General features: G+C 42.6%; 22 protein-coding genes. 17 read left to right on the top strand and 5 right to left on the bottom strand.

Translation table 11 applies throughout. From position 1 onward, the window contains the following. The first annotated feature begins 29 nt into the window (after positions 1-29). The 8 genes from ptcA (at position 30) to EGX73_RS01705 (ending at position 9,097) form a co-directional block, all read left to right on the top strand. Positions 30-1,058, top strand: coding sequence for a putrescine carbamoyltransferase (gene ptcA, locus EGX73_RS01740; RefSeq protein WP_003125626.1), 1,029 nt, complete (start codon positions 30-32; stop codon positions 1,056-1,058). A 223-nt stretch (positions 1,059-1,281) separates the two neighbouring features. Beyond that, the gene (locus EGX73_RS01735) at positions 1,282-2,700 is read left to right on the top strand and encodes an APC family permease (protein WP_003125628.1); all 1,419 of its coding nucleotides are present in this window, start codon (positions 1,282-1,284) and stop codon (positions 2,698-2,700) included. Beyond that, the gene (gene aguA / locus EGX73_RS01730; RefSeq protein WP_123866666.1) at positions 2,654-3,751 is read left to right on the top strand and encodes an agmatine deiminase; all 1,098 of its coding nucleotides are present in this window, start codon (positions 2,654-2,656) and stop codon (positions 3,749-3,751) included. Before EGX73_RS01735 ends, aguA begins: the two co-directional genes overlap by 47 nt. 10 nt (positions 3,752-3,761) lie before the next feature. After that, positions 3,762-4,691 (top strand): carbamate kinase, encoded by a 930-nt coding sequence (arcC, locus tag EGX73_RS01725; RefSeq protein WP_003125631.1) that lies wholly within the window; start codon positions 3,762-3,764, stop codon positions 4,689-4,691. 205 nt (positions 4,692-4,896) lie between these two features. After that, the gene (gene guaD, locus EGX73_RS01720) at positions 4,897-6,255 is read left to right on the top strand and encodes a guanine deaminase (protein WP_003125632.1); all 1,359 of its coding nucleotides are present in this window, start codon (positions 4,897-4,899) and stop codon (positions 6,253-6,255) included. A gap of 46 nt (positions 6,256-6,301) precedes the next feature. Further along, positions 6,302-7,588, top strand: a complete 1,287-nt coding sequence (locus EGX73_RS01715; protein WP_172956421.1) for a uracil-xanthine permease family protein — start codon at positions 6,302-6,304, stop codon at positions 7,586-7,588. Positions 7,589-7,973: 385 nt separating this feature from the next. Next, entirely contained in the window at positions 7,974-8,573 is a 600-nt protein-coding gene (locus EGX73_RS01710) for a LysM peptidoglycan-binding domain-containing protein (RefSeq protein WP_005470564.1), read from the top strand. 140 nt (positions 8,574-8,713) lie between these two features. Beyond that, on the top strand, positions 8,714-9,097 hold the full coding sequence (locus EGX73_RS01705; RefSeq protein ID WP_003125636.1) for an MmcQ/YjbR family DNA-binding protein: 384 nt from the start codon (positions 8,714-8,716) through the stop codon (positions 9,095-9,097). 86 nt (positions 9,098-9,183) lie between these two features. Here EGX73_RS01705 and EGX73_RS01700 read toward each other — a convergent pair whose 3' ends face one another. Beyond that, entirely contained in the window at positions 9,184-9,840 is a 657-nt protein-coding gene (locus tag EGX73_RS01700; protein ID WP_003125637.1) for a TetR/AcrR family transcriptional regulator C-terminal domain-containing protein, read from the bottom strand. A 116-nt stretch (positions 9,841-9,956) separates the two neighbouring features. Between EGX73_RS01700 and EGX73_RS01695 the strand changes: the two genes are divergently transcribed. Next, the gene (locus tag EGX73_RS01695) at positions 9,957-11,666 is read left to right on the top strand and encodes an ABC transporter ATP-binding protein (protein ID WP_005470568.1); all 1,710 of its coding nucleotides are present in this window, start codon (positions 9,957-9,959) and stop codon (positions 11,664-11,666) included. A gap of 2 nt (positions 11,667-11,668) precedes the next feature. After that, positions 11,669-13,438, top strand: a complete 1,770-nt coding sequence (locus EGX73_RS01690; protein WP_003125639.1) for an ABC transporter ATP-binding protein — start codon at positions 11,669-11,671, stop codon at positions 13,436-13,438. 85 nt (positions 13,439-13,523) lie between these two features. Here EGX73_RS01690 and EGX73_RS01685 read toward each other — a convergent pair whose 3' ends face one another. The 3 genes from EGX73_RS01685 to EGX73_RS01675 are packed head-to-tail and all read right to left on the bottom strand — an operon-like array spanning position 13,524 to position 15,766. Continuing rightward, the gene (locus tag EGX73_RS01685; RefSeq protein ID WP_003125640.1) at positions 13,524-13,814 is read right to left on the bottom strand and encodes a rhodanese-like domain-containing protein; all 291 of its coding nucleotides are present in this window, start codon (positions 13,812-13,814) and stop codon (positions 13,524-13,526) included. Next, entirely contained in the window at positions 13,789-15,453 is a 1,665-nt protein-coding gene (locus tag EGX73_RS01680) for an FAD-dependent oxidoreductase (protein ID WP_021150312.1), read from the bottom strand. Before EGX73_RS01680 ends, EGX73_RS01685 begins: the two co-directional genes overlap by 26 nt. 1 nt (position 15,454) lies before the next feature. Continuing rightward, positions 15,455-15,766: a rhodanese-like domain-containing protein gene (locus tag EGX73_RS01675; RefSeq protein WP_003125644.1), complete on the bottom strand. Its 312-nt coding sequence runs from the start codon at positions 15,764-15,766 to the stop codon at positions 15,455-15,457. A 152-nt stretch (positions 15,767-15,918) separates the two neighbouring features. Here EGX73_RS01675 and EGX73_RS01670 point away from each other — a divergent pair, with 152 nt between their 5' ends. Further along, positions 15,919-16,188, top strand: a complete 270-nt coding sequence (locus EGX73_RS01670; RefSeq protein ID WP_021150309.1) for a metal-sensitive transcriptional regulator — start codon at positions 15,919-15,921, stop codon at positions 16,186-16,188. A 278-nt stretch (positions 16,189-16,466) separates the two neighbouring features. Here the strand turns inward: EGX73_RS01670 and EGX73_RS01665 are convergent, their stop codons facing one another. Beyond that, positions 16,467-17,255 (bottom strand): L-threonylcarbamoyladenylate synthase, encoded by a 789-nt coding sequence (locus EGX73_RS01665; RefSeq protein WP_003125646.1) that lies wholly within the window; start codon positions 17,253-17,255, stop codon positions 16,467-16,469. A gap of 397 nt (positions 17,256-17,652) precedes the next feature. Between EGX73_RS01665 and EGX73_RS01660 the strand changes: the two genes are divergently transcribed. The 6 genes from EGX73_RS01660 to EGX73_RS01635 all read left to right on the top strand — a co-directional run bounded on the left by EGX73_RS01660 (position 17,653) and on the right by EGX73_RS01635 (position 22,439). After that, positions 17,653-18,489: a YitT family protein gene (locus EGX73_RS01660; RefSeq protein ID WP_123866665.1), complete on the top strand. Its 837-nt coding sequence runs from the start codon at positions 17,653-17,655 to the stop codon at positions 18,487-18,489. Positions 18,490-18,753: 264 nt separating this feature from the next. Beyond that, positions 18,754-19,431 (top strand): L,D-transpeptidase, encoded by a 678-nt coding sequence (locus tag EGX73_RS01655; RefSeq protein WP_050762645.1) that lies wholly within the window; start codon positions 18,754-18,756, stop codon positions 19,429-19,431. 47 nt (positions 19,432-19,478) lie between these two features. Then, complete coding sequence (locus tag EGX73_RS01650) at positions 19,479-19,784, top strand: MGMT family protein (RefSeq protein WP_003125650.1); 306 nt, start codon at positions 19,479-19,481, stop codon at positions 19,782-19,784. A 121-nt stretch (positions 19,785-19,905) separates the two neighbouring features. Beyond that, positions 19,906-20,307 (top strand): VOC family protein, encoded by a 402-nt coding sequence (locus EGX73_RS01645; protein WP_003125651.1) that lies wholly within the window; start codon positions 19,906-19,908, stop codon positions 20,305-20,307. A gap of 315 nt (positions 20,308-20,622) precedes the next feature. Further along, positions 20,623-21,132, top strand: coding sequence for a hypothetical protein (locus EGX73_RS01640; RefSeq protein ID WP_005470580.1), 510 nt, complete (start codon positions 20,623-20,625; stop codon positions 21,130-21,132). Next, a complete protein-coding gene (locus tag EGX73_RS01635) occupies positions 21,129-22,439 on the top strand; it encodes a glycosyltransferase (protein WP_003125654.1) in 1,311 nt (436 codons plus the stop codon). Before EGX73_RS01640 ends, EGX73_RS01635 begins: the two co-directional genes overlap by 4 nt. Positions 22,440-22,491: the final 52 nt, after the last annotated feature.

Here is a 22,491-nt window from a genome sequence, read left to right as displayed (position 1 = left end):
AGCAAACAAATCACTTAGGAGGTTTCATTATGGAAAAAAGAGATTTTATTACAACGGAAAATTACACGAAGGAGGAGATCCAACAAATCGTTGACCTGTCATTGAAAATCAAAGCGGCCATCAAAAATGGTTATTACCCCCCTTTACTAAAGAACAAAGTATTAGGGATGATTTTCCAACAATCATCTACCAGAACTCGGGTTTCTTTTGAAACAGCAATGACACAATTAGGAGGACATGCAGAATATCTCGCACCAGGACAAATTCAATTGGGTGGTCATGAAACAATAGAAGACACAAGCCGTGTTCTTTCTCGTTTAGTTGACATTTTGATGGCTCGCGTGGAACGGCATCATAGTGTGTATGACTTAGCAACGAATGCGACGATCCCAGTTATTAATGGTATGTCTGACTTCAACCATCCAACGCAGGAACTTGGCGATCTTTGCACCATGATCGAACATCTTCCAGCAGGCAAAAAAATCGAAGACTGCAAGATTTCCTTTATTGGTGATGCCACACAAGTCTGTTTCTCTTTAGGATTGATTGCAACAAAAATGGGGATGGAATTCGTTCAATTTGGTCCAGAAGGGTTCCAGTTAAACGAAGACCATCGCGCACGATTAGACGCGATTTGTAAAGATTCTGGCGGTTCCTATACGATATCAGATCAAATCGATGTGATCGAAGGTTCGGATTTTGTTTATACAGATGTTTGGTATGGACTGTATGAAGCAGAATTATCAGAAGAGGAACGCATGCGTATTTTTTACCCTAAATACCAAGTGAACGCTGACTTGATGAAACGCGCTGGTGAACAAGCGAAATTTATGCACTGCTTACCTGCCACTCGTGGAGAAGAAGTCACGGATGAGGTCATGGATGGACCAAACTCGATCTGTTTTGATGAAGCAGAAAACCGGTTAACGTCGATTCGCGGTCTCTTAGTGTACTTGATGCGAGATTATGCGGATAAAAATCCAATCGACGAGACCAAAAAAGCAGCGGCTGAAAAAGACTTGGAAGTTTTGTTAGATGAAACTAGACGCAAGAGATGAGGAAAGGAAATAGTCTGCGTATCAAGGGGATGCGTGAAGACTGTTTTGGTTCTTGAGGAGGGGCCAACGAACTGCGAATCGATTCTTTTGAGCGGAAGCTCGTTCTAATAATGTCGCAGCTTATGTGCTGAACTGGGATTCACGAGAGAGAAATCCGCTAGTTGCAAGAATCCTTCAATCGTTGGTCAACCCTTATTCCCTTGTACCGGAAAGGAAGAAAACAATGGGAGAAAAGAAAAAATTTAGTTTGATGAGTGCTATCTTATCGGTTATTTGTGTTGTATTTGTGGCAGAAGCGGCTGCACCGGTAGCAGCAATCGGAAATTCACAGTTTTTTTGGTGGATCTTTCTATTGGTTGCGTTCCTTTTGCCCTATGGGTTAATCTCATCAGAATTAGGAACAACGTATATTGGTGATGGCGGTATTTATGATTGGGTGACACAAGCTTTCGGTCATCGCTGGGGTTCTCGGGTTTCTTGGTACTACTGGATCAATTATCCATTATGGTTAGCCTCTCTAGCCGTAGTCTGTCCTGACTTGTTGACGACTATCACAGGTCGTGAATTTTCCACGGTGGCTGCTATCGTGATCGAACTGATTTTTATATGGGTCATCGTTTGGATCAGTTTTTATCCGGTCAGTGACAGTGTGTGGATTTTGAATGGGGCAGCAGTGATCAAGATGCTGTTAGCAATCTTGATTGGTGGCTTAGGTCTCTATACGGCCCTTACCAAAGGTGTTGCGAATGAGTTCACTCTTTCTTCGATGGTGCCAAGCTTCAATTTGAATAGTTTGTCTTTTATCTCGGTAATCATTTTTAACTTATTAGGATTCGAAGTGATTTGTACATTTGCAAGTGACATGGAAAACCCTAAGAAGCAAATTCCTCAATCGATCATTGCCGGTGGACTGGTGATTGCCGCCATTTACATTTTTTCTGCTTTCGGGATCGGTGTAGCGATTCCTACGGATCAAATCAGTACCGGCAGTGGATTGATGGATAGTTTTAAATTATTGACAGGATCAACAGGCGGCTGGTTCATTATTTCGATGGCCTTTTTGTTCTTGCTGACATTGTTTGGCAACATGATTTCTTGGTCGTTAGGGGTCAATAATACTGCTTGCTATGCGGCCGAAAATGGCGATATGCCGAAAGTATTTGCCAAACGCAGCAAAAAAAATGGCATGCCTACTGGTGCGGCAATTATGAATGGTATCGTTGCTTCTATCGTCGTCGTCATCGCCCCAATTTTACCAAATCAAGATTTATTCTGGGCATTTTTCTCACTGAACCTAGTAATGTTCCTACTATCGTATGTCCCTGTGTTTCCTGCGTTTTATAAATTACGTAAAATTGATCCAGACACACCTCGACCTTTCAAGGTGAGCGGCAGCGATTTGTTCTTGAAGGTATTAGTCGCACTACCGATGATCATGATCGTGATCTCATTGATTTTCACAGCGCTTCCTTTGCAATTTGACGCTGAATCACTGAGTCAGCAATTACCAATCACGATTGGAGCAATTGTATTTGCCCTCGTTGGTGAAGCCATTATCTGGATCAAAAAAATCAAAAAAGAAGGAGTGCTGTATCATGGCGAAACGAATCGAAAAGACCACACCGAAACAAGACGGGTTTAGAATGCCCGGAGAGTTTGAACCACAAGAGAAAGTATGGATGATTTGGCCAGAGCGCCCGGATAACTGGCGTGATGGGGGCAAACCAGCTCAAGTAGCATTTGCTGAAGTCGCAAAAGCGATCAGCAAATTCACGCCAATGAATGTGGTCGTGTCGCAACAACAATATCAAAACTGCCGTCGTCAATTGCCTGCAGACATCACTGTCTATGAAATGTCCAATAACGATGCATGGATTCGTGACTGTGGTCCTAGCTTTGTCATCAACGACAAAGGCGAATTACGAGGCAATGACTGGGGATTTAATGCTTGGGGCGGATTAGTCGATGGCTTGTATTTTCCTTGGGATCAAGATGATTTAGTTGCTCAAAAGATCTGTGAGATCGAGCAAGTGGATTCTTATCGGACGGAAGGGTTTATTTTAGAAGGGGGATCCTTCCATGTCGATGGGGAAGGCACTGTGTTAACGACGGAGATGTGTTTGTTGAGTGATGGCCGGAACCCCCATATGACAAAAGCAGAAATCGAACAAAAATTATGCGACTACTTGAACTGTGAGAAGGTCCTTTGGTTAGCTGACGGGATCGATCCGGAAGAAACCAATGGACATGTGGATGACGTGGCATGTTTTGTACGTCCTGGAGAAGTGGCTTGTATCTATACTGAAGATAAAAACAGCCCATTTTATGAAGCGGCTCAAGCTGCATACAAGCGTTTGAATGAAATGACCGATGCCAAAGGCCGCAAATTAAAAGTTCATAAGCTTTGCTGCCCAGTAGAAAATGTCACGATCAATGGGGATTTCAAGATTGATTACGTAGAAGGAACCATGCCGCGAGAAGATGGCGACATTTGTATTGCTTCTTATATGAACTTTCTAATTACAAACAACGGTGTGATCGCTCCTCAATACGGAGACGAAAATGATGCGCGGGCACTTGAAGAAATAGCAGAGATTTTCCCAGATAAAGAAGTTGTGGGCGTAAATACAGTTGAGATCGTATACGGTGGCGGGAATATTCACTGTATCACGCAACAACAACCGCAAAGATAGGAGGAGACGTATGTCAAAAATTGTCATCGCTTTAGGCGGAAATGCTTTAGGCGACTCTGCGCACGAACAATTGACCAAAGCCCAAGTGGCAGCAAAATCGATTGCTGATCTAATCAGTGACGGCCATCACGTGGTGATTGCTCACGGGAATGGTCCTCAAGTTGGCAAAATTCGCTTAGCATTTGAGGAAACCAGCAAAACGCAAGAAGACGTCATGCCATTTCCTGAATGCACAGCTATGAGTCAAGGGTACATCGGTTACCATTTGCAACAAGCGATTGATGAAGAGCTTGTTTCTCGCGGATTGGCACATATTCCGGTCGTTTCCATGTTGACGCAAGTGGTGGTCGATCCAGCTGATCCAGCTTTTACGAATCCAACGAAACCAATCGGTGGCTACTATAGTGAAGCTAAGGCTCAGCAATTAATGACTGAAAGCGGCGACACTTATATAGAAGATGCAGGCCGAGGTTGGCGTCGGGTCGTTCCTTCTCCTAAACCAGTGGACATTTATGAAAAAATCAGTCTAAAAACATTAGTAGATGCAGGTCAAGTGGTGATTGCATGTGGCGGAGGCGGCATACCAGTGGTTTATGAAGGCACTCGCTATAAAGGAGTTGACGCGGTGATTGACAAAGACTTTGCTGCAGCCAAGATGGCGGTACTGATCGATGCGGATATCTTTATTATCTTAACCGCTGTTGACCAAGTCTTTGTCAACTATGGTCAACCAGATCAACGAGGATTGACAACAGCCACTGTCGCTGAAATGCAAACGTACATTGACCGAAATCAATTTGCACCTGGTAGTATGTTGCCAAAAGTGGAAGCAGCGATCGCATTTGCTGCTTCCAAGGATGGGCGTCAAGCAGTGATCGCTTCATTGGAAAAAGCGGCGGAAACTTTAGCTGGCAATAGTGGTACGACAATTCAGCTTTAAGTGAAGGAAAGACATTTGGTGAACACACCAAATGTCTTTTTTTTGCCTTAAAAACGAACATTAGATTCTTTTTGTCAGGATTAATGTACGGTTTTTATTGAAAAAAATCCGAATGAATGTAAAATAAAACCATTGATGCTTATTTTAATGAAAACTGCTAATGTCAAAGCAGCAGTCTGATGCAGTTTGTTAAAGGAGAAAACTTATGTCAATAACAAAATATTTTAAAGGTTCTATATTTCATACACCCACAGATGGCGTGCTGGAATACTTAGAGGATGTCCTCATTTGCGTGGATGCTGAAGGGATGATCAAAAGGGTGGTCACAACAGAACAATCAGACTATCCAGAAATGCTGGCAGCTGCCAAACAAGGAATGCTAGTTGAATTGCAGAAGGGACAGTATTTTTTACCGGGATTCGTCGACTTGCACGTTCATGCACCCCAATGGCCGCAAGCAGGAGTTGCATTGGATGAGCCGTTGAATGTATGGCTAGATGAGTGTACCTTCCCGTTGGAAGCAAAATACGCGGACTCAAGTTTTGCTTCAGAAGTGTACCAAGATTTAGTTGCGCAACTACTGGCTCGAGGAACAACGACGGTTCTTTATTTTGCGACCGTTCATTTGGAAGCAAGTTTACAATTAGCCAAGATTTGTGCTGAGAAGGGTCAACGAGGGCTAGTGGGGAAAGTAGTCATGGATGATCCCGACGCGAACCCAGATTTTTATCGAGATACCTCAACTGCTACGGCACTAGCAGAGACCGAAACCTTCATTAAAGAAGTCCAAAAGTTGGCAAAAACGACACGTCAAGGAGTCTATCCAGTAGTGACACCACGATTCGTCCCAAGCTGCACGGATGAAGGTCTGGCTGGGTTAGGACAACTCGCACAAAAATACGACGTCCATGTACAATCCCATTGCAGTGAAGGCCAATGGGAACACGATCACGTCTTGGAACGATTTGGTAAAACCGACACAGAAGTCTTGCGGGATTTTGGCTTACTGGGAGAAAAAGCTGTGATGGCTCATTGTAATTTTATCGATGAAAAAGATGGTGAGATCTTTGTGGAAACAGGGACTGCTGTTGCTCACTGCCCGATTTCCAATGCGTACTTTGCCAATGGTGTGATCCCTATCAATCGGCTTAAAGAACAAGGCGTAACGATTGGACTAGGCACAGATATCTCCGGCGGCTTTTCTCCAAGTTTGTATGACAATATCAAGCAAGCTGTTATGTCTTCCCGCATGTTAGAAGACGGTGTGGATGTTACATTGCCCCAAACGAATCGAGGTGTTGCGAATGCGCGTATCTCAGTCATCGACGCTTTTTCATTGGCGACAAAAGGAGGGGGCGAAGCGCTACGACTACCGATTGGTCTTATCAAGGAAGGCTACGCTTGCGACCTTCAAGTGATCGATACTTGTTATTCTGGTAATCCATTGCCAGCTTTTGGTGTACTGAACCAACCGAAAGAACAATTACAAAAGATTTTGTATCTAGCAACGGCTGAAAACATTCGTCAGGTCTGGGTGCAAGGAAAAAAAGTACATGAAAAATGAGGAGATTGATACTGTGGAAACCAGAAGTAATCGTTTAACGATCGGAATGAATGAAGATATACCTTTAGGACAAGCCATTGTTCTTGGCTTACAACACGTGTTGGCAATGGATGTGTATGTCCCACCCTTTATTATTGCAACTGCTGTTGCCATGAGCTCGTCGGATGCAGCCGGGCTGATCCAATCCACCTTTTTAGGTGCTGGGATTGCTTCGCTGATCCAAGTTCTCTTTTTCTTGAAATTGCCCGTCTGTCAAGGGCCGTCCTTTGTACCAGTAGGCGCAATCATTGGTATCTATTTTGGAGCGCAAGGTATGGATACTGTCTTAGGAGCTAGTATTGTCGGGGCATTGGCTGTTATTCTTTTAGGGATGACAGGGATCTATAAGTATATTGTCCGCAACTTTATTCCCACGATCGTCAGTGGCACGATTATCATGATCGTTGGACTGACATTGTTACCTACAGCTTTTACCAGCAACATTTATCCAGCTACTGAGACATTATCGGCTAATCAGAACATGTTTTTGGCTGCAGTGACAGCAGCAATTTTGATTTTATTCTCGATGTTAGGTGATTACTTCCCTCGTTTAGGTAAATATTTCCGGATTAGCTCGGTGATTATTGCCTTAATGATCGGGACGCTGATTGCTTGGTTCATGGGCGGCGTAGGCTTCCAGTCTGTTGCGGATGCTTCATTTTTCAGTTTGCCAAAACTTATTTTCGTCAATTATGGTCTTCATTTTGATGTTTCAGCTATTTTGACGATGCTGGTGATTTATATGGTATTACTAGCAGAAACAACAGGAACTTGGTATGCCGTCAGCTCTGTCACTGAGGAAGCTGTGACAGATGAACAAATCAATAAAGGTGTCATTGGTGAAGGAATCGGTTGCCTGGTGGCTGCTTTAGTAGGAACGACACCAGTGACGGGGTATTCAACAAATGCCGGTATCATTTCCATTACTGGGGTTGCCAGTAAAAAAGTCTTTGTGATGGCTTCCTGCTGGTTCATCCTCTTGTCATTTGTCGGCAAGTTATCAGCGTTGATCCATGCCGTACCTTCAGCGGTAATCGGTGGTGTCTTCGCAGTTGTCTGTGTGATCATTTTGCTTAGCGGCTTTCGAGTGATCAAGAATGAAGAGTTTTCTGAACGTGAACTCTATATTATTGGTGTTCCGCTAATCTTAGCGATCGGTCTTTTGTTCATGCCGGCTGAGATCAAACAAGAAACTCCGCAATTTCTACAATACTTATTGGATTCACCGATTGCGTTAAGTGCGATTGCTGCTATTGTGATGAATAAGTTGATTCCAGTGAAAAAAACGGTTTGATAAAGTGTCAGCGAAAGATGCTGCAGCAAGTGAACGCCTGCTCCAATCGATGCAACAAGCATTCATGGAAACGCGCTGTTCAGCTGCAGCTTTTTTTGTTACGACTGTGTGTAAATTCATCCAATTTGTAACAATTCACAAATAAAAAAGAGGGGATTCACTTTTATTGAAATAAAATAACTAATTTATATTTTTATGTTGATAATCGTTGTTGATTCAAAAGGAATTACGCGACGCTTACGAAACGTAAGGAACTCGACGCATTCGTAATCATCTGTAACGAGATTTTCACCTATGAAATATTCTCTGGTGTTAGACTAGTCTATGCGTTGGAGATTTCTCCTGCGATAGACTATAAACGCTACAAGATGAGGAGAATTATTTTATGAAGTCATTGAAAACTGTTTTGCTTAGTACAGCTGTCCTTGCAGGTCTGGGTGTGTTTCTAGGTGGACAAGATGCGTTTGCTGATGAAGAATACACGGTGCAATCTGGGGATACACTATCTACGATTGCCTATAACTATTTTGGCACCTCAGAAGCCGTTGATAAAATTGTTGAAGCAAACGGCATTACGAACAAAAACTTGATCTATGTTGGTGAAACACTGGTCTTACCAACAGACGATGCCAGCTATACAATTGAACGTTCTTCAGCAGCTGCAGAATCATCAGTCACTTATGAAGAACCAGCTTCACAACCTGCCAGCAGCCAACAAACAAGCCCAAGCTCATCTGCATCAAGCAGTTCTGCAGCAACAGGCTCAGAAGCTTCAGCTAAAGAATGGATCGCGAACAAAGAATCTGGCGGTTCTTATACAGCAACAAATGGCCAATACTATGGACGTTATCAGTTGACTAACTCTTACTTGAATGGGGACTATTCAGCGGCCAATCAAGAAAAAGTAGCCGATAATTATGTTGCTTCACGTTATGGTTCATGGTCTGCAGCAAAAGCATTCTGGGAAGCTAACGGTTGGTATTAATCAAGCCAAACATTCATACGTATCACAGACTCGCTTAGCGGGTCTGTTTTTTTATCTAAATCAACAGTTTGCTTATGAAAGAAACCCTCTAAGATATGGTACACTAAAGAAAAAATCAGTTTCAAACCGGAGGGATGGCAATGAATAATCAGATCCAACAACGAATCGATCGCCTGAAAAGTTACGGTCAGTCATTGGCAGGTGCTAATGTGGCCTATCGTGAGGATTGGGGGACGATTTATTTTGGTCTAATCGGCAAACAGTTTGGTATGATGAGTCCTGAAGCGAATGATGATGCGATCATTACGTTGAAAAATAAACCGGAAGTCAATGAAGAATTACGTGAACAATACCCTGAGGCGATTATTCCCGGATACTATGCCAATAAAACCCACTGGAATTCTATTCGTCTAGCAGCGGATGAGGTAACAGACGAACAAATTGAACAGTTGATTTTGACCTCTTATGAACTGGTTTATCAGAAATTGACGAAAAAACAAAAAGAAGAACTAACAACGCTTTAAAAAAAGCAACAAAAACACCAACGAGCCTCGTGCCTTGAAATCGGAAAGCGATTTAAGGAAACTTAGTGAGATTTGTTGGCGTTTTTTTATTTTAGAGAGGTATTTCGCTTGTTTAAGCCAGCCAGATAAATCGCGATACTCTCCAGAAAAACTTGACGTTCGTCGATTTGTTTGCGTTGTTGGATGCCTTCTGCCATCCCATTTAAATGATTCTCAACAACATAGCTGCGCATAGCAGAGACATGTGCCCGCAATTTTTCATCGCCAGTTACAATTTTTGCTCGTAATTGTTCTTCTTTTTGACGATCGAGTAAGTGTCCCAATAAGAGATGATGCAATGCCTGAACGGTTTGACGGCTTTGGGCAGGAGTGAAGCCGGCTTCGATCAATATAGTGATCATTTGCTCTAAATGCAGCAGTCGGCTAGGATAGGAAGGAATCGTATGAATCTCTAGTTCTGCACCACAGGGATATTGGAGATAGAGATCGTAGTAATTGGCCATAAAGGTTTGCAACTGTTCTTGCCAGCTACCCGCAGGGACATCCGGCAGATCATTTTCCATCGTTTCAGCCATCGCTTGCAACAGCTCTTGTTTATTCGTGAAATACCAATACAATGCCGGTGCTTGAACAGAAAGTACTTTTGCCAATTTGCGCATGGTTAACTGAGAAAGGTCAGATGTTTCCTTTAGGTAGGCAAAAGCCGCATGAATAATTGATTCTTTTGATAACTTTTGTTCCATAAAAAAATCATCCTTTGTTCGCTTGCAACATTTTTCTAAAAATGGTAAATTATTGTCCGGCTTTATTTTACAGTGTTAAATAATGCCTGTCAAACTGTAAAGGAGTGTGTTTTAAGATGGATCTTGTTTTACGCCATGTAAAGAAATACAAAGGCGCTGTCTTCATTGCGCTGGTTTCTGTAGCTGTCATGGTACTGGCTACGTTATGGCAGCCGAAGCTGCTGCAACAAGTATTGGAAGCAATCATTAAAGAAGACGACAATGAAATGAAATCGATTGGGGTCCAATTGATCGGTCTAGCCGTGTTTGGGCTGGTGGCTGGGGTCATCAATACTATTTTCTCTGCCAAAGTAGCGCAAGGAGTCAGTGCGGATATTCGTGAAGAAGCCTTTCGTAAAATCCAAACTTTCTCGTTTGGTAATATCGAGAAATTCTCAGCAGGAAATCTGGTGGTTCGACTGACCAATGACATCACCCAAATCCAAAATTTAGTGATGATCTCCTTGCAGTCGTTGTTTCGGATTCCTTTCTTATTTATTGGTGCCTTTATCTTAGCCATGACCACGATGCCTCAACTTTGGTGGGTAATCGTCGCATTGATCGTTGCAGTAGTGATCATTACTGGTCTTTCTTTTACACAGATGGGCAAACATTTCATGATCATTCAAAATTTGATCGACAAAATCAATAGTGCAGCAAAAGAAAACCTTTTAGGGATTCGTGTGGTGAAATCATTTGTTCAAGAAAAAAATCAATTGAACAGTTTCACGAAAGTCAGCGACGAACTAACAAAACACAACATCATCGTTGGTACGCTTTTCTCTGTGATGATTCCGTCCTTTATGCTGGCAGCCAACTTAGCGGTCGTAGGCGCGATCTTCTTTGTCAGCGACCTTGCAAAAGACGATCCGACATTGATCGGGGGAATCGCTTCTTTCATGAATTATTTGATGCAGATCATGATGGCGATCATTATCGGCGGTATGATGATGATGATGACTTCTCGGGCAGCGGTCTCTCTCAAACGATTGAAAGAAATTCTGGTTACCGAACCAGACTTGTCCTACAAAGATGTTCCACAGCAAGAATTAGCAGGCAGTGTGGCATTCGAGCACGTTTCTTTCCGTTATCCTGGGGATGAGAAAAATGCTTTGACAGACATCAGTTTTTCAATCGCTCCTGGAGAAATGATTGGGATCGTCGGGGCAACTGGTGCAGGGAAATCGACATTAGCTCAATTGATTCCGCGCTTGTTTGATCCAACAGAAGGAACCGTGCGAGTTGGAGGCGTCGATTTACGAGAAGTAAATGAGCAAAGCTTACGTCAAACCGTTTCCTTTGTTCTACAAAAAGCGATTCTTTTCTCCGGAACCATTGCCCAAAATCTGCGCCACGGCAAAAAGAACGCCACTGTCCCTGAAATGACCCATGCAACAGAAATCGCGCAGGCAAGTGAATTCATTCAAAAATTGACGAACCGTTTTGAAGCACCCGTAGCGGAACGAAGCAGTAATTTTTCTGGTGGTCAAAAGCAACGGCTGTCTATTTCACGAGGTGTCATCGGGGAACCAAAAATCTTGATTCTAGATGATAGTACGAGTGCATTGGATGCTCGTTCGGAAAAACTGGTTCGTGAAGCCTTTGAAAAAGAACTGCAAGCTACCACCACGATCATCATTGCACAGAAAATTGCTTCTGTTGTGAATGCGGACCGCATCCTGGTGTTGGATAAAGGTCGTCTGGTTGGAGTAGGTACCCATCAAGAGTTAGCTGCCAACAATCCAATTTATCAGGAAATTTTTGAGACTCAGAAAGGAGCTGAATAACCATGACGGATTTGATCAAAGCAAGCAAGTTTTTTTATCACTATTTAAAACGATACAAACTCTCTTTCTTTTTCATTTTCATTACCGTGATTGCAGCCACTTATCTGCAAGTCCAAGCACCGGTCTATGTGGGGCAAGCCTTTCAGGAATTAGCGAATTATGTTGGTGGATTGATGCAAGGCGTAGATGACAAGTCAAAATTCGTATCTGTCATCTGGAAGTTACTGCTGTTTTACGTATTGGCAAGTGGAGCAAACTTTATTTATAGTATCTTGTTCACGCAAGTGGTGGGGAAATCCACCAATCGAATGCGAATCGGGTTATTCAATAAATTGGAAAAATTGACGATCAAATTTTTTGATTCCCATCAAGATGGTGAAATTTTGAGTCGTTTTACCAGCGATTTGGATAACATTCAAAACAGCTTGAATCAAGCATTGCTGCAAGTATTGACCAATGTGGTATTGATGATCGGGATTTTGATCATGATGTTCCGACAAAATGTCACATTAGCTTGGGCGACGATTGCGTCTACACCAATTGCCATCCTGATTGCAGTCATTGTGATCCAAAAAGCTCGCAAATATGTCGATCTGCAGCAAGATGAAGTAGGAAAACTAAACGGGTACATTGATGAAAAAATCAGCGGCCAACGGATCATCATCACCAACGGTCTTCAAGAAGAAACGATTGATGGATTTTTGCAGCACAACCAAAGTGTTCGGGAAGCCACTTACAAAGGACAAGTTTACTCAGGATTGCTTTTCCCAATGATGCAAGGAATGTCGCTGGTCAACACGGCGATCGTGATTTTCTTTGGCGGTTGGTTAGCATTGAATGGGGATTTGGAACGTTCAGTTGCTCTAGGCCTTGTGGTGACTTTCGTTCAATATTCTCAACAATACTATCAACCGTTGATGCAGATTTCTTCTGGTTACAGCATGATTCAATTGGCAATCACTGGCGCCCGTCGTTTGAATGAGATGTTTGATGAACCGGATGAAGAAAAACCGGCAAATGGTGAAAAAATCACTGGTATCAAGCAAGAAGTGGCATTGAATCATGTTGATTTCGGTTATGATAGTGATCGTTTAATCCTTAAAGATGTCACCATCCATGTCAAAAAGGGTGAAATGGTGGCATTGGTAGGACCAACTGGTTCTGGAAAGACAACCATCATGAATCTTTTGAATCGCTTCTATGATGTGACGAATGGCTCAGTAACATTTGATGGTCAGGACATTCGACAGTTAGATTTAGATGCATTGCGGGAGCATGTGGGGATCGTGTTGCAAGATTCGGTACTGTTTTCTGGGACGATTCGGGAAAATATTGCTTTTGGTAAGCCGGATGCCAGTGAGGAAGCGATTATTGCAGCAGCAAAACAGGCCAACATCCATGAATTTATCATGACGTTAGAACAAGGGTATGATACACCAATCACGGAAGAAAACAATCTATTCAGTACCGGGCAAAAGCAGTTGATGAGTATCGCTCGCACGATTTTGACCAATCCATCTTTATTGATTTTGGATGAAGCTACCAGTAATGTTGATACGGTGACGGAAGCGAAGATTCAGCAAGCAATGGATGAAGCCATCAAAGGGCGGACCAGTTTTGTCATCGCCCATCGTCTAAAGACGATTTTGAATGCCGATCGAATCGTTGTCTTGCGGGAGGGGCAAGTCATCGAAGAAGGTAGCCATCAAGAATTATTGGCAGAAAACGGGTTTTATGCCGAACTTTACCACAATCAATTTGTTTTTGAATAGTTAACTGACGAGTTTAAACCAAAACCCAATGACTGCTACTTGGATCAAAGTAGCGGTCATTGGGTTTTATTTGGTGTAACGTGTTTTAAACGAGTTCACCTGGCCAAGCAGAAGTGCCGCCTAATACATTGATCGCCTTGAACCCTTGCTGGTCCATATAGTGACAGGCTTGCTCTGACCGAGCACCTGAGTGACAAATCACGTAGTAGTCAAGGTCTTTCTCCAAATTGGCAGTAGTGAAGTGAGATAACGGATTATTTTGCGCATTTGGTACATGGCCGCTGATAAATTCATCGACTTCTCTGACATCAATCAGGTGGAACTTCTGTTGTTTGCTTGCTTGATAAAATTCAGGCATTGTGATCGAGCGATACATGAATGATTTCCTCCGGTCTGACGGTTTGATAAAGCGCAAAAGCCCCGTCTAGATTTTTTGCCTCGTAGCCAGATTGTTTGAGAATCCGTTCGGCTAAATAGCTTCGCAGTCCGCTATGACAGCTGACGATATAAGAAGCAGTCGGATCAAGTTCAGTCAGTCGGTCTCGTAATTCATTCAGCGGAATATGCAGGGCGTTTTTGAAGCGGCCAGTCATTTCCGCTGTATTGCGGACATCTAGTAATTGTTTGCCGGCAGCTAATTCTGCAGAAAGTTCATGCCACTGGATTGATTCACTGATCCCTTCGATTAGATTCAATGCCGCATAGCCGATCAGGTTCACTGGATCTTTGGCGGAACCAAAAGGCGGTGCATAACTCAGTTCCAGTTCTGTTAAATCTGCCACCGTCAATCCACTTTTGATGGCTGTGGCTAATACATCCATTCGTTTATCGACGCCACTCTGTCCAACGGCCTGAGCACCATAGAGAGTACCTGTCTCTTTATTAAAAATCAATTTCAATAGCAGATCTTTAGCACCAGGGTAATAGCCAGCATGATCTTTTCCGCTGACATGAATCACAGCTGGCTGCAAGCCCGCAGATACTGCTGCTTTCTCGCTTAATCCGGTCATGGCTGCTGTAAGCCCAAAGACTCGCAGGATAGCAGTTCCAATATTGCCACGGTTTTTCCTTGGCAGACCAGCGATCACGTCTGCGACTTGCCGACCTTGCCGGTTAGCTGGTGAGGCTAAAGAAATCAACGCATCTTCTCCAGTTAGTTGTTGTTTCGTGACGATAGCATCTCCGACAGCGTAAATGTCTTTTTGCGACGTTTGGTAGTTTTCGTCTACAAGGATTCCTCCTCGAATACCAGTAGTGATCCCAGCTTCCGCTGCTAATCTTGATTCTGGTTGGACCCCGATAGACAATAATGTCAGGTCTGAGTCCAGTACAGTGTCATCTTCTAACCGAATTTTTTTCCCTTCTTCTTCAAAAGAAACTGCGGATTGGCCCGTAATGACCTTGATTCCCTTCGCTATCAATTCATTTTTGACATAGGCAGCCATTTCTTCATCCATCAAAGGTAAAACCTGCGATGCTTTCTCAACGACGGTGACCTCTAAGCCACGGTTTTTCAGACTTTCTGCCATTTCCAATCCAATAAAGCCGGCACCGACTACGACGGCTTGGCGGGTATGTTGATCGATTTTCTGCAAAATAGCATCCATATCCGGCACGTTTCGTAACTGACGGCAGTTTGTGGCACGGTCTAATCCTGGGATTTTTGGTATGATTGCTTTTGCTCCCGGAGCAAGAATCAACTTGTCATATGATTCTTCATAAGTCTCAGAATCTCGATGGATAGTCACCGTCTTTTGTTCTGGGTGAATAGCCAGTACTTCTTGATTTGGACGAACATCCAAACCAAAACGTGCCTTTAAGGACTCTGGTGTTTGCAGTAGTAATTGATCGCGAGTAGTAATTTCACCTGCGATAAAGTAAGGAAGGCCGCAGTTCGCAAAGGACACATAAGGACCTTTCTCTAGAACAATGATTTCAGCATCTTCCATTAAGCGACGTAATCGAGTTGCAGCAGACATGCCTCCGGCGACCCCACCGACAATCAGTACTTTCATTTTATTTTCCTCCTTGAATTGGTCCTTGCCATTGATTCATGCCACCGCGAATCGTTGTGGCATCATAGCCCATTTTAATCAATAATTTGGCAGCTTGTTTGCTGCGGACGCCTGATTGACAGATCACATATAACGGTTCTTTTTTTCCTGAATAGTGGGCGATTTTATTTAATGGGACATTGGCGGCATTTCGAATATGCCCACCCCGGTATTCAGAGGGCGTCCGGACATCAATAACTTTCGTTTTTGCAGTCAGTGCTGCGGAAAAATCACGAATAGAGATGGAAGGGACAGAACGAAACAATGAAAACATAGACATTCTCCTTTATATACGGTATGGGGGATATTAAACCCCGTTTTTCTATATTTGTCAATGATTTGATTTGATTAACATTGCGGATACGAAAAGAATGTTTGACCGTTATACCATTGTAGGGTATATTCTAATGGGAAAGGAGTGAGACGATGGATAAGACAAGAAGTGAACAAAAAAATGTGCTGAATCGTTTAAAACGTGCCGAAGGGCAGATTCGTGGGGTTCAAAAAATGATCGAAGAAGAGAAGGAATGTATCGATATCATCACTCAGTTAAGTGCGGTACGTTCAAGTATCGATCGTGTGATGGGCATGATTGTTGCAGAGAACTTGAAAGATTGTTTCGAGAATCCAGAAAAAGATCCTCAAGAACAAGCACAGAAGCTGGAACAAGCGATTCAGATGATCATCAAGAAATAGTAGCTCTATTCTTTAGGAAGAGACTGTTTTCATAGGGGACTGGCTGATGTAACCAGTAAGCTGAATCAGTAAATCTGGAACGCTATCATGACGATCAAAGAAATGATTTGATCTGTGAAGAGTAGTATTGAAAGGAAAATGCTGTTGTATGCAAGAATTACCCTCAAAAAATTAGGACATCAGCTGTAAGCAGTTCGATCTAAAGTCTCAGCTACGGTCGAAGAGTCGTAGCTAAGGTTAGTTGAATGCTTGGACTGATGTCCTAATCTATGAATTGCTTAGTAGTATTCACCGTGGCGATAGTCCCAGGAATTGAAGTGATCGGACAAAAACAGTTGGATTTTATCTACAGCTAAACCCTTCCGAATCAATACAGGCGCCGGGGTGATCGATCGCTGAGAGCCTTGATGAGGAATCAATTTGCCAGCAGAATCTACGAAAGAAACCATGACTCCTTGTTCGTAGCGGGTCTCTATCGTTTTATCTGGTTGGATCGAAGCGACATAGTCATTGCTTTCAATGATGAGGTCTGCTTCGTTAGCGATTTGTTCACCAATTCCTTCCACCAGACCACGATTGCCTTTACCAGAAGGATTTGCTGAGCTGGCAAACAATAGCTGTTGCTTTTCCTCCCAAAGAGCTTTAGCGATTTGTTCTCCAGGAACGCCGAATTTGATGACGAAACAACTCGTTTCCCTGGTATCCATCATCAATTCTTGCGATCCGTCAGGAATATATGCTTTTCCAGACTCTTTCCATGGTAAGATCGCGCCAAAAAGAACATCGTTGTCCCAACATTTTTGGTAAACTGCCGCAATTTCATCGTTCCATTCCGCTAATTCTTGTAATTGTTCCAATGAGCTGCATAATACAACTCCTGGCTTATTACGTTTGCGATTTTTGGCAGAAAACTTGCGTTCTAGTCCTTTCTTGTCAGAGACGGCAATAATATAGCCTACTTTAGTGGGGCAAACGATGACTTTGCCTTCTTGCTGGAGCAGTTGGATTGCTGCTTCGTTGGGTTCGCCAGACCAAGTGGTTTGTTTGTTTGTCTTCAAATGGTTCATCCTTCCTCATTTTGTTTATTTCGCCTAAAAATTCAGAAAATTCTGATTTAAAATCGTTAACCTTGATAATAAGGGAATCTCTAAAGAGAGTCAAGGGCAAAAAGATGGAAATGCAGCAGCATTCTGGATGATCATTTTCAGAGAAGGCTGAAAAAAATGCTTCTCTTTTCCAACGATTCTGTGAGAAAATGAACGTCAGAACGCAAGTCAAAAGGTTCCTGAACAACCAAGTTTTGAGCAAATTTTTCTTACCTGTACTTGATCTTATAAGAAAAAAAAGTTTCAGTCTTCTGAACAGAAATTTTGTCTCAACTCAGAGATGAGGGTATAGTAAAAGCACAAGTTCTCGGAAAAAATGACAGCTTCTATTCGGATGATCAAAGAAAAGAGGAAGACAATGAAGCAATTGATAACTTATAGTAAAATACTCTCTGCACTGGTGATTCTAGCGGTGAGCATCAACATGTTTTTAGGTCCTCATCATATTGCAGCTGGAGGGGTCAGTGGCATTGGAATCTTGATGGAATCTGCTTTGGGCTGGGACCGTGCGCTTGTGATCATGGTTCTGAACAGTGTGATGTTGGTTCTGGCCTATGTTATTTTGGGGAAAGCGCCTTTCTTCAAGGTGCTGTTCGGCAGCATAGTTTTTCCGTTAGCAATTGCCGTAGTGCCTGAATATATGTTGGCCAGTGATCGTCTGCTGTCTGTTATTTTTGGGAGTGCGATTTTTGCTGCTGGGGTTGCTATTTTATATAAAAATAATTCTTCTAGTGGCGGAACTACGATTCCGCCGCTGATCTTCCAGAAATATTTCCATATCAATCCTTCCATCGGGCTTTTAGCCACAGATGCGGTTGTGGTAACAATGAGTTTACTGGTTTTTGGGTTTGAAGAATTTTTGTTTGCGATTCTTTCGATTGTGATTACTTCGATCGTGATGAATTATATCGAAACCGGGATGGACCGCAAGAAGTCTGTGATGATCATGAGTGAGGAATATCTTGACGAGATTCAAGCGGCCATTGCAACGGCAATTTCTAGAGGGGCAACCTTGTTAGAAGCACAAGGTGTTCATCGAAGAAGTGAGAAACAAGTTTTATTGATCGTTGTCAACGATCAAGAATTTGCTGATATCAAACAATTGATTGAAAGCATTGATCCGCAGGCATTTGTAATTGCCAGCAATGTAGCTGAAGTTTTAGGACGAGGGTTTAGTTACCACCCGATTGAATGAGGCCTGTCCGCATCCGTTTGAAGCGCTGCACGATGTTGTAGGCTGGTTCTACTCTTTCATTTTTAACTGGCTTTTTAGTTACAAAGGCGTTAAACTGCTAATGGATCATTTTATCAAGAGTTTTTTAAGAGACGCTGAAACGAAATCTGCTGTTAACTTGTTTTGTCACTGCTGATTAAAATCACGTTTTAGAAGCAGCTTTGGTAAAATGAACTGGAAATTGTGCCTGAGAGATTTTTCGACGGCTTAGTAAGGATAGAAATAATGAAAGAAAGATACCCTAAAAGAACCATTGGTATGTTTGTGAGTGCTGTGCTGTTATTCATCGTTAGTGCCAGCCTATCACATAACGTAGCCGCTGGTCAGACGAACCAGTCTACAGAACAGACCAAACAGACCATTCCTAAAAAAGCAACGATCCCTACGAAAAAAAATGCAATTACTAAAAAGGAGAGATCAGGAACGTCTAAATCCTCAGAGGATTCTTCTTCGACAGAAGTAGCCGTCGCAGATTGGCGTCATCCATCTGAGAAGAAAGCCTATCCTGTTTTACAAGAAGGTGATTGGGTCGATGTCTCATTGGCAAACCAGCGGGTGAAGATCATGCGGAAGAATCGAGTGCTTTATACGATGGTTTGCTCTACCGGATCAGGAGGAGACCGAAGAACGCCTACAGGAACTTATTCCATTCAAGCTGAAAGAGGAGAAACTTTTTTTAATGAATCTTCTGGCGAGGGAGCGAACTATTGGGTATCTTGGAAAGATCATGGCGTCTACTTGTTTCATTCGGTGCCGATTGACGCTTCGGGAGATTACATTGAAGAAGAAGCAGAAGAACTAGGACAAAAAGCCAATTCTCATGGGTGTATCCGTTTGACTGTTGCAGATGCAAAATGGTTTTATGAACATGCCCTTTATGGCATGCAAGTTATCGTGCATTGAGCGAACAAGCAAATTCGTTAACGATTGAAAGGAGCTGCTTGATAGGTATGAATCCATTTTATGAAGAGGTGTATCGTTTCGTAAAGAAGATTCCGTATGGCAAAGTGGCTTCTTACAGCCAAATAGCTTGGGCTTTAGGTCGCTTGAATGGTGCACGAGCTGTAGGACGCGCCATGAAATATTGCCCAGAGTCATTACCAGCCCATCGGGTAGTACGAGCAGACGGCGAGATCGTGGGCTTTACCGCCGTAGAACGAAAGCAGCGGCTGCTAGCAGAAGGGATCGTCTTTAAAACAAACGGAAAAATCGATATGAAACAATGCAGCTGGCATGGAGAAAAGGAGTCATCCTGAAAAATGCCGCTGCATTTTTTGTGAAAATAGCTTCAAATTGATTGTTTTGTATATCTGGATCGGCCCTTTATAATAAAGGAGCAATGACATGTCGCTCGGGTTTGTCAAAGGAGGAAACAGCATGGGAAAGATGGTTTTTATCAATTTGCCTGTTCAAGATATCAAGCGAGCTACTAGTTTTTATGAAGCGTTGGGCTTTAGCAAGAATGAAGAATTTTCGAATGAAACATCAAGTGGAATGATGTGGAATGAGACGATTTGGGTGATGCTGTCAGAATATGCGTTTTATGAACAGTTTTTAAATGGTAGAAAGATTGCGGATACGCAAAAGACGAATGCTGCCTTGATCGCATTTAGCTTTGATACACCTGAAGGAGCTCGAGACTTTGCTAAAGCGGCTGAAGCCAATGGGGGACAGTCGTTTCAAGTAGAGATGGGGATTCCAGAGGAAGAAATGCTTGGTTTTGAAGTGCTTGATCCGGACGGAAATCAATTAGAATCTGTCTGGATGAAAGGGTACTAAAAAGCAAGATTCGTGGGTGTTCAAAAAAATGGACTTGCCTGATAACTTTTGAAATTGTTGTTAGCGGTTTTCTTTTTAGGAAGTCGAATTAAAAGAATAGGATCACAAGGAAACTGGCGCAAGCTAGTTTCTTTTTCTTTCGAATCGATTCAACTAAAATGTAGGTATACTCGCTTAGACCTAGTCCTACAAGAGGTCAAATATAGCTTTTATTGATTAAGTGTTTTTGTGACCGCTACCAGGGTTGATGCTTCTTTTTAGGAATAAGCGATGTATAGATGGAGAAGAGAGTTACAGCCAAAAGGAGGATGTGGGATGAAAAAAAGAATCACCAGAGAAGAAGTCAGTCAACAGCTGGTTTCAGATTTGTTTTTTGAAAAAGGACATTTAAAGTTAACGTTGTGGCAATCATTTTTGACACTGCTTGCGTGGATTGCTGTGATCGTACCATTCGTTTGGGTCGCTTTCCCGGTTTTCTTTCCGCAAACAGCCGCTCAAATACGATTTAGGACCTATGTGGAGGAAGCCACTATTTTTAGATTGTTAGCATTGTTTTTAGGAATTTCCTTCGTTCTTTTAGTTATTCTTTTTGTTCTGTTGACCGTGAGGAACAATCGGCGTTTTCGCCATACATTGCGGAAAGAAGTCTTGCATGATGAAAGAAAACTTGAACAGCGCAAAGAAGTGTTGGAAGAATTTTTTGATGACCGTTTTGGTCCTGAAGAGATGCGGCATTCTGTTTGTTATTATGAAGTGAAACCGGAACAAAATCTAACGGAAACAGAAATAGTAAAGTTGTATAAAGATAAGGGGGTCTCTCTATGATTGAACAAATCGATACGGGATACCCGATAGTGGATTTCTTCCTTTTTCTATTAGTGGCCATTTTATTTACTTATCCAATCTTAGGCGGCTTTGCTTGGTTCATTGGCGTCCTTTGTCATACGTATTTGTTTAAGCATCAACAGATTGAATGGATCCCCATTCCCGAAGAAGTAGAGCCAATGATCACGACCATGGTCCCTGCCCATAATGAAGAAGTGGTCATTAAAGATACCATTCATTACTTAATGAATAAACTGAATTATACCCGTTACGAAGTGTTAGTCACAGATGATGGCTCAACGGATCAAACACCAGAAATCCTTAAGCGTTTGCAGCAAACCTACCCTAATCTACGAGTGGTACGCATCCAAAAAAACCAAGGAAAAGCCCATGCCTTTAATATCGGGATCGGTTTTGCTAATGGAGAACTGATTTTGAGTAACGATGCAGATACTGTACCGGAACCCGATGCACTCTGGAAATATGTCAATTACTTTATTCGCCAAGATGCGGTAAATATTTCAGCGATCACTGCAAACATGGACGTTCAGAATCGGACGACGATTGTCAGTAAGTCACAAACTGTTGAATTTTCAAGTATCGTAGGTATTATCAAGCGGACGCAACAAGGCGTGCTAGGTGTTATCTATGCATACAGCGGTGCCAACACGATGTATCGAAAAAATGCTTTGATCGATGTGGGACTCTTCCGCCAAAATCGTGCCACCGAGGATATCAGTATTGCCTGGGATCACCAATTCCAAGGCTGGTTGTCCTTGTTTGCTCCGCGGATCATGTTTTTCATGGAAGTTCCTGAGACCATGAAGATGCTTTATCGCCAACGGAAACGTTGGGCAAAAGGCGGTACAGAAGTCTGGCTGACAAATTTCAAAAAAGTATTCACTCATCCATTTCAAAATATTGGTCGGTCCGTCATGTTTGTGGATCAAACATTGAGTATTATTTGGTCGATCTTCTTTTGGATCTCTTCAGCACTGTTCATCTTTTCTTTTCTTCGTTTTGCATTCGAAGGAAACATTGAACGAATGTATCATATGGTGACAATGGCCTTCCTATTCGTTTGTTTTGAAATGGTTGCTGGGATCATGCAGTTGTTGACTAGTTTATTGGTGGACGATGCTGGCAGAAAAATCAAGTATTTCATTTTTGCACCATTTTATATGCTGATTTATTGGATGGTCAATGCTTTAACGATCGTAACGACCTTCATACCAGCGGTCAAAACAATTTTGGGACACGGCAGCGGTGTTTGGGTCAGTCCCGAAAGACAAGGCAAAAAGAATTAGAAAAAGGCTGTGCCAAGAACTAAGAGAGTTCTTGGCACAGCCTTCCTGTTTT

The sequence above is a fragment of the Enterococcus sp. FDAARGOS_553 genome (genome assembly GCF_003812305.1).
GTDB classification, from domain to species: domain Bacteria; phylum Bacillota; class Bacilli; order Lactobacillales; family Enterococcaceae; genus Enterococcus_D; species Enterococcus_D gallinarum.
Note: the sequence above shows the minus strand (reverse complement) of the source record. Positions and strands in the feature narration are given on the sequence as shown.

Coding starts and splice junctions, on each gene's coding strand:
- ptcA (WP_003125626.1), top strand. CDS start 30: ATGGAAAAAAGAGATTTTATTACAACGGAAAATTACACGAAGGAGGAG.
- EGX73_RS01735 (WP_003125628.1), top strand. CDS start 1,282: ATGGGAGAAAAGAAAAAATTTAGTTTGATGAGTGCTATCTTATCGGTT.
- EGX73_RS01695 (WP_005470568.1), top strand. CDS start 9,957: ATGGATCTTGTTTTACGCCATGTAAAGAAATACAAAGGCGCTGTCTTC.
- EGX73_RS01655 (WP_050762645.1), top strand. CDS start 18,754: ATGAAAGAAAGATACCCTAAAAGAACCATTGGTATGTTTGTGAGTGCT.
- EGX73_RS01640 (WP_005470580.1), top strand. CDS start 20,623: ATGAAAAAAAGAATCACCAGAGAAGAAGTCAGTCAACAGCTGGTTTCA.
- EGX73_RS01680 (WP_021150312.1), bottom strand. CDS start 15,453: ATGAAAGTACTGATTGTCGGTGGGGTCGCCGGAGGCATGTCTGCTGCA.
- aguA (WP_123866666.1), top strand. CDS start 2,654: ATGGCGAAACGAATCGAAAAGACCACACCGAAACAAGACGGGTTTAGA.
- EGX73_RS01645 (WP_003125651.1), top strand. CDS start 19,906: ATGGGAAAGATGGTTTTTATCAATTTGCCTGTTCAAGATATCAAGCGA.
- EGX73_RS01665 (WP_003125646.1), bottom strand. CDS start 17,255: ATGAACCATTTGAAGACAAACAAACAAACCACTTGGTCTGGCGAACCC.
- EGX73_RS01635 (WP_003125654.1), top strand. CDS start 21,129: ATGATTGAACAAATCGATACGGGATACCCGATAGTGGATTTCTTCCTT.
- EGX73_RS01685 (WP_003125640.1), bottom strand. CDS start 13,814: ATGTATCGCTCGATCACAATGCCTGAATTTTATCAAGCAAGCAAACAA.
- EGX73_RS01715 (WP_172956421.1), top strand. CDS start 6,302: ATGAATGAAGATATACCTTTAGGACAAGCCATTGTTCTTGGCTTACAA.
- EGX73_RS01705 (WP_003125636.1), top strand. CDS start 8,714: ATGAATAATCAGATCCAACAACGAATCGATCGCCTGAAAAGTTACGGT.
- EGX73_RS01690 (WP_003125639.1), top strand. CDS start 11,669: ATGACGGATTTGATCAAAGCAAGCAAGTTTTTTTATCACTATTTAAAA.
- EGX73_RS01670 (WP_021150309.1), top strand. CDS start 15,919: ATGGATAAGACAAGAAGTGAACAAAAAAATGTGCTGAATCGTTTAAAA.
- EGX73_RS01660 (WP_123866665.1), top strand. CDS start 17,653: ATGAAGCAATTGATAACTTATAGTAAAATACTCTCTGCACTGGTGATT.
- EGX73_RS01710 (WP_005470564.1), top strand. CDS start 7,974: ATGAAGTCATTGAAAACTGTTTTGCTTAGTACAGCTGTCCTTGCAGGT.
- EGX73_RS01700 (WP_003125637.1), bottom strand. CDS start 9,840: ATGGAACAAAAGTTATCAAAAGAATCAATTATTCATGCGGCTTTTGCC.
- EGX73_RS01675 (WP_003125644.1), bottom strand. CDS start 15,766: ATGTTTTCATTGTTTCGTTCTGTCCCTTCCATCTCTATTCGTGATTTT.
- arcC (WP_003125631.1), top strand. CDS start 3,762: ATGTCAAAAATTGTCATCGCTTTAGGCGGAAATGCTTTAGGCGACTCT.
- guaD (WP_003125632.1), top strand. CDS start 4,897: ATGTCAATAACAAAATATTTTAAAGGTTCTATATTTCATACACCCACA.
- EGX73_RS01650 (WP_003125650.1), top strand. CDS start 19,479: ATGAATCCATTTTATGAAGAGGTGTATCGTTTCGTAAAGAAGATTCCG.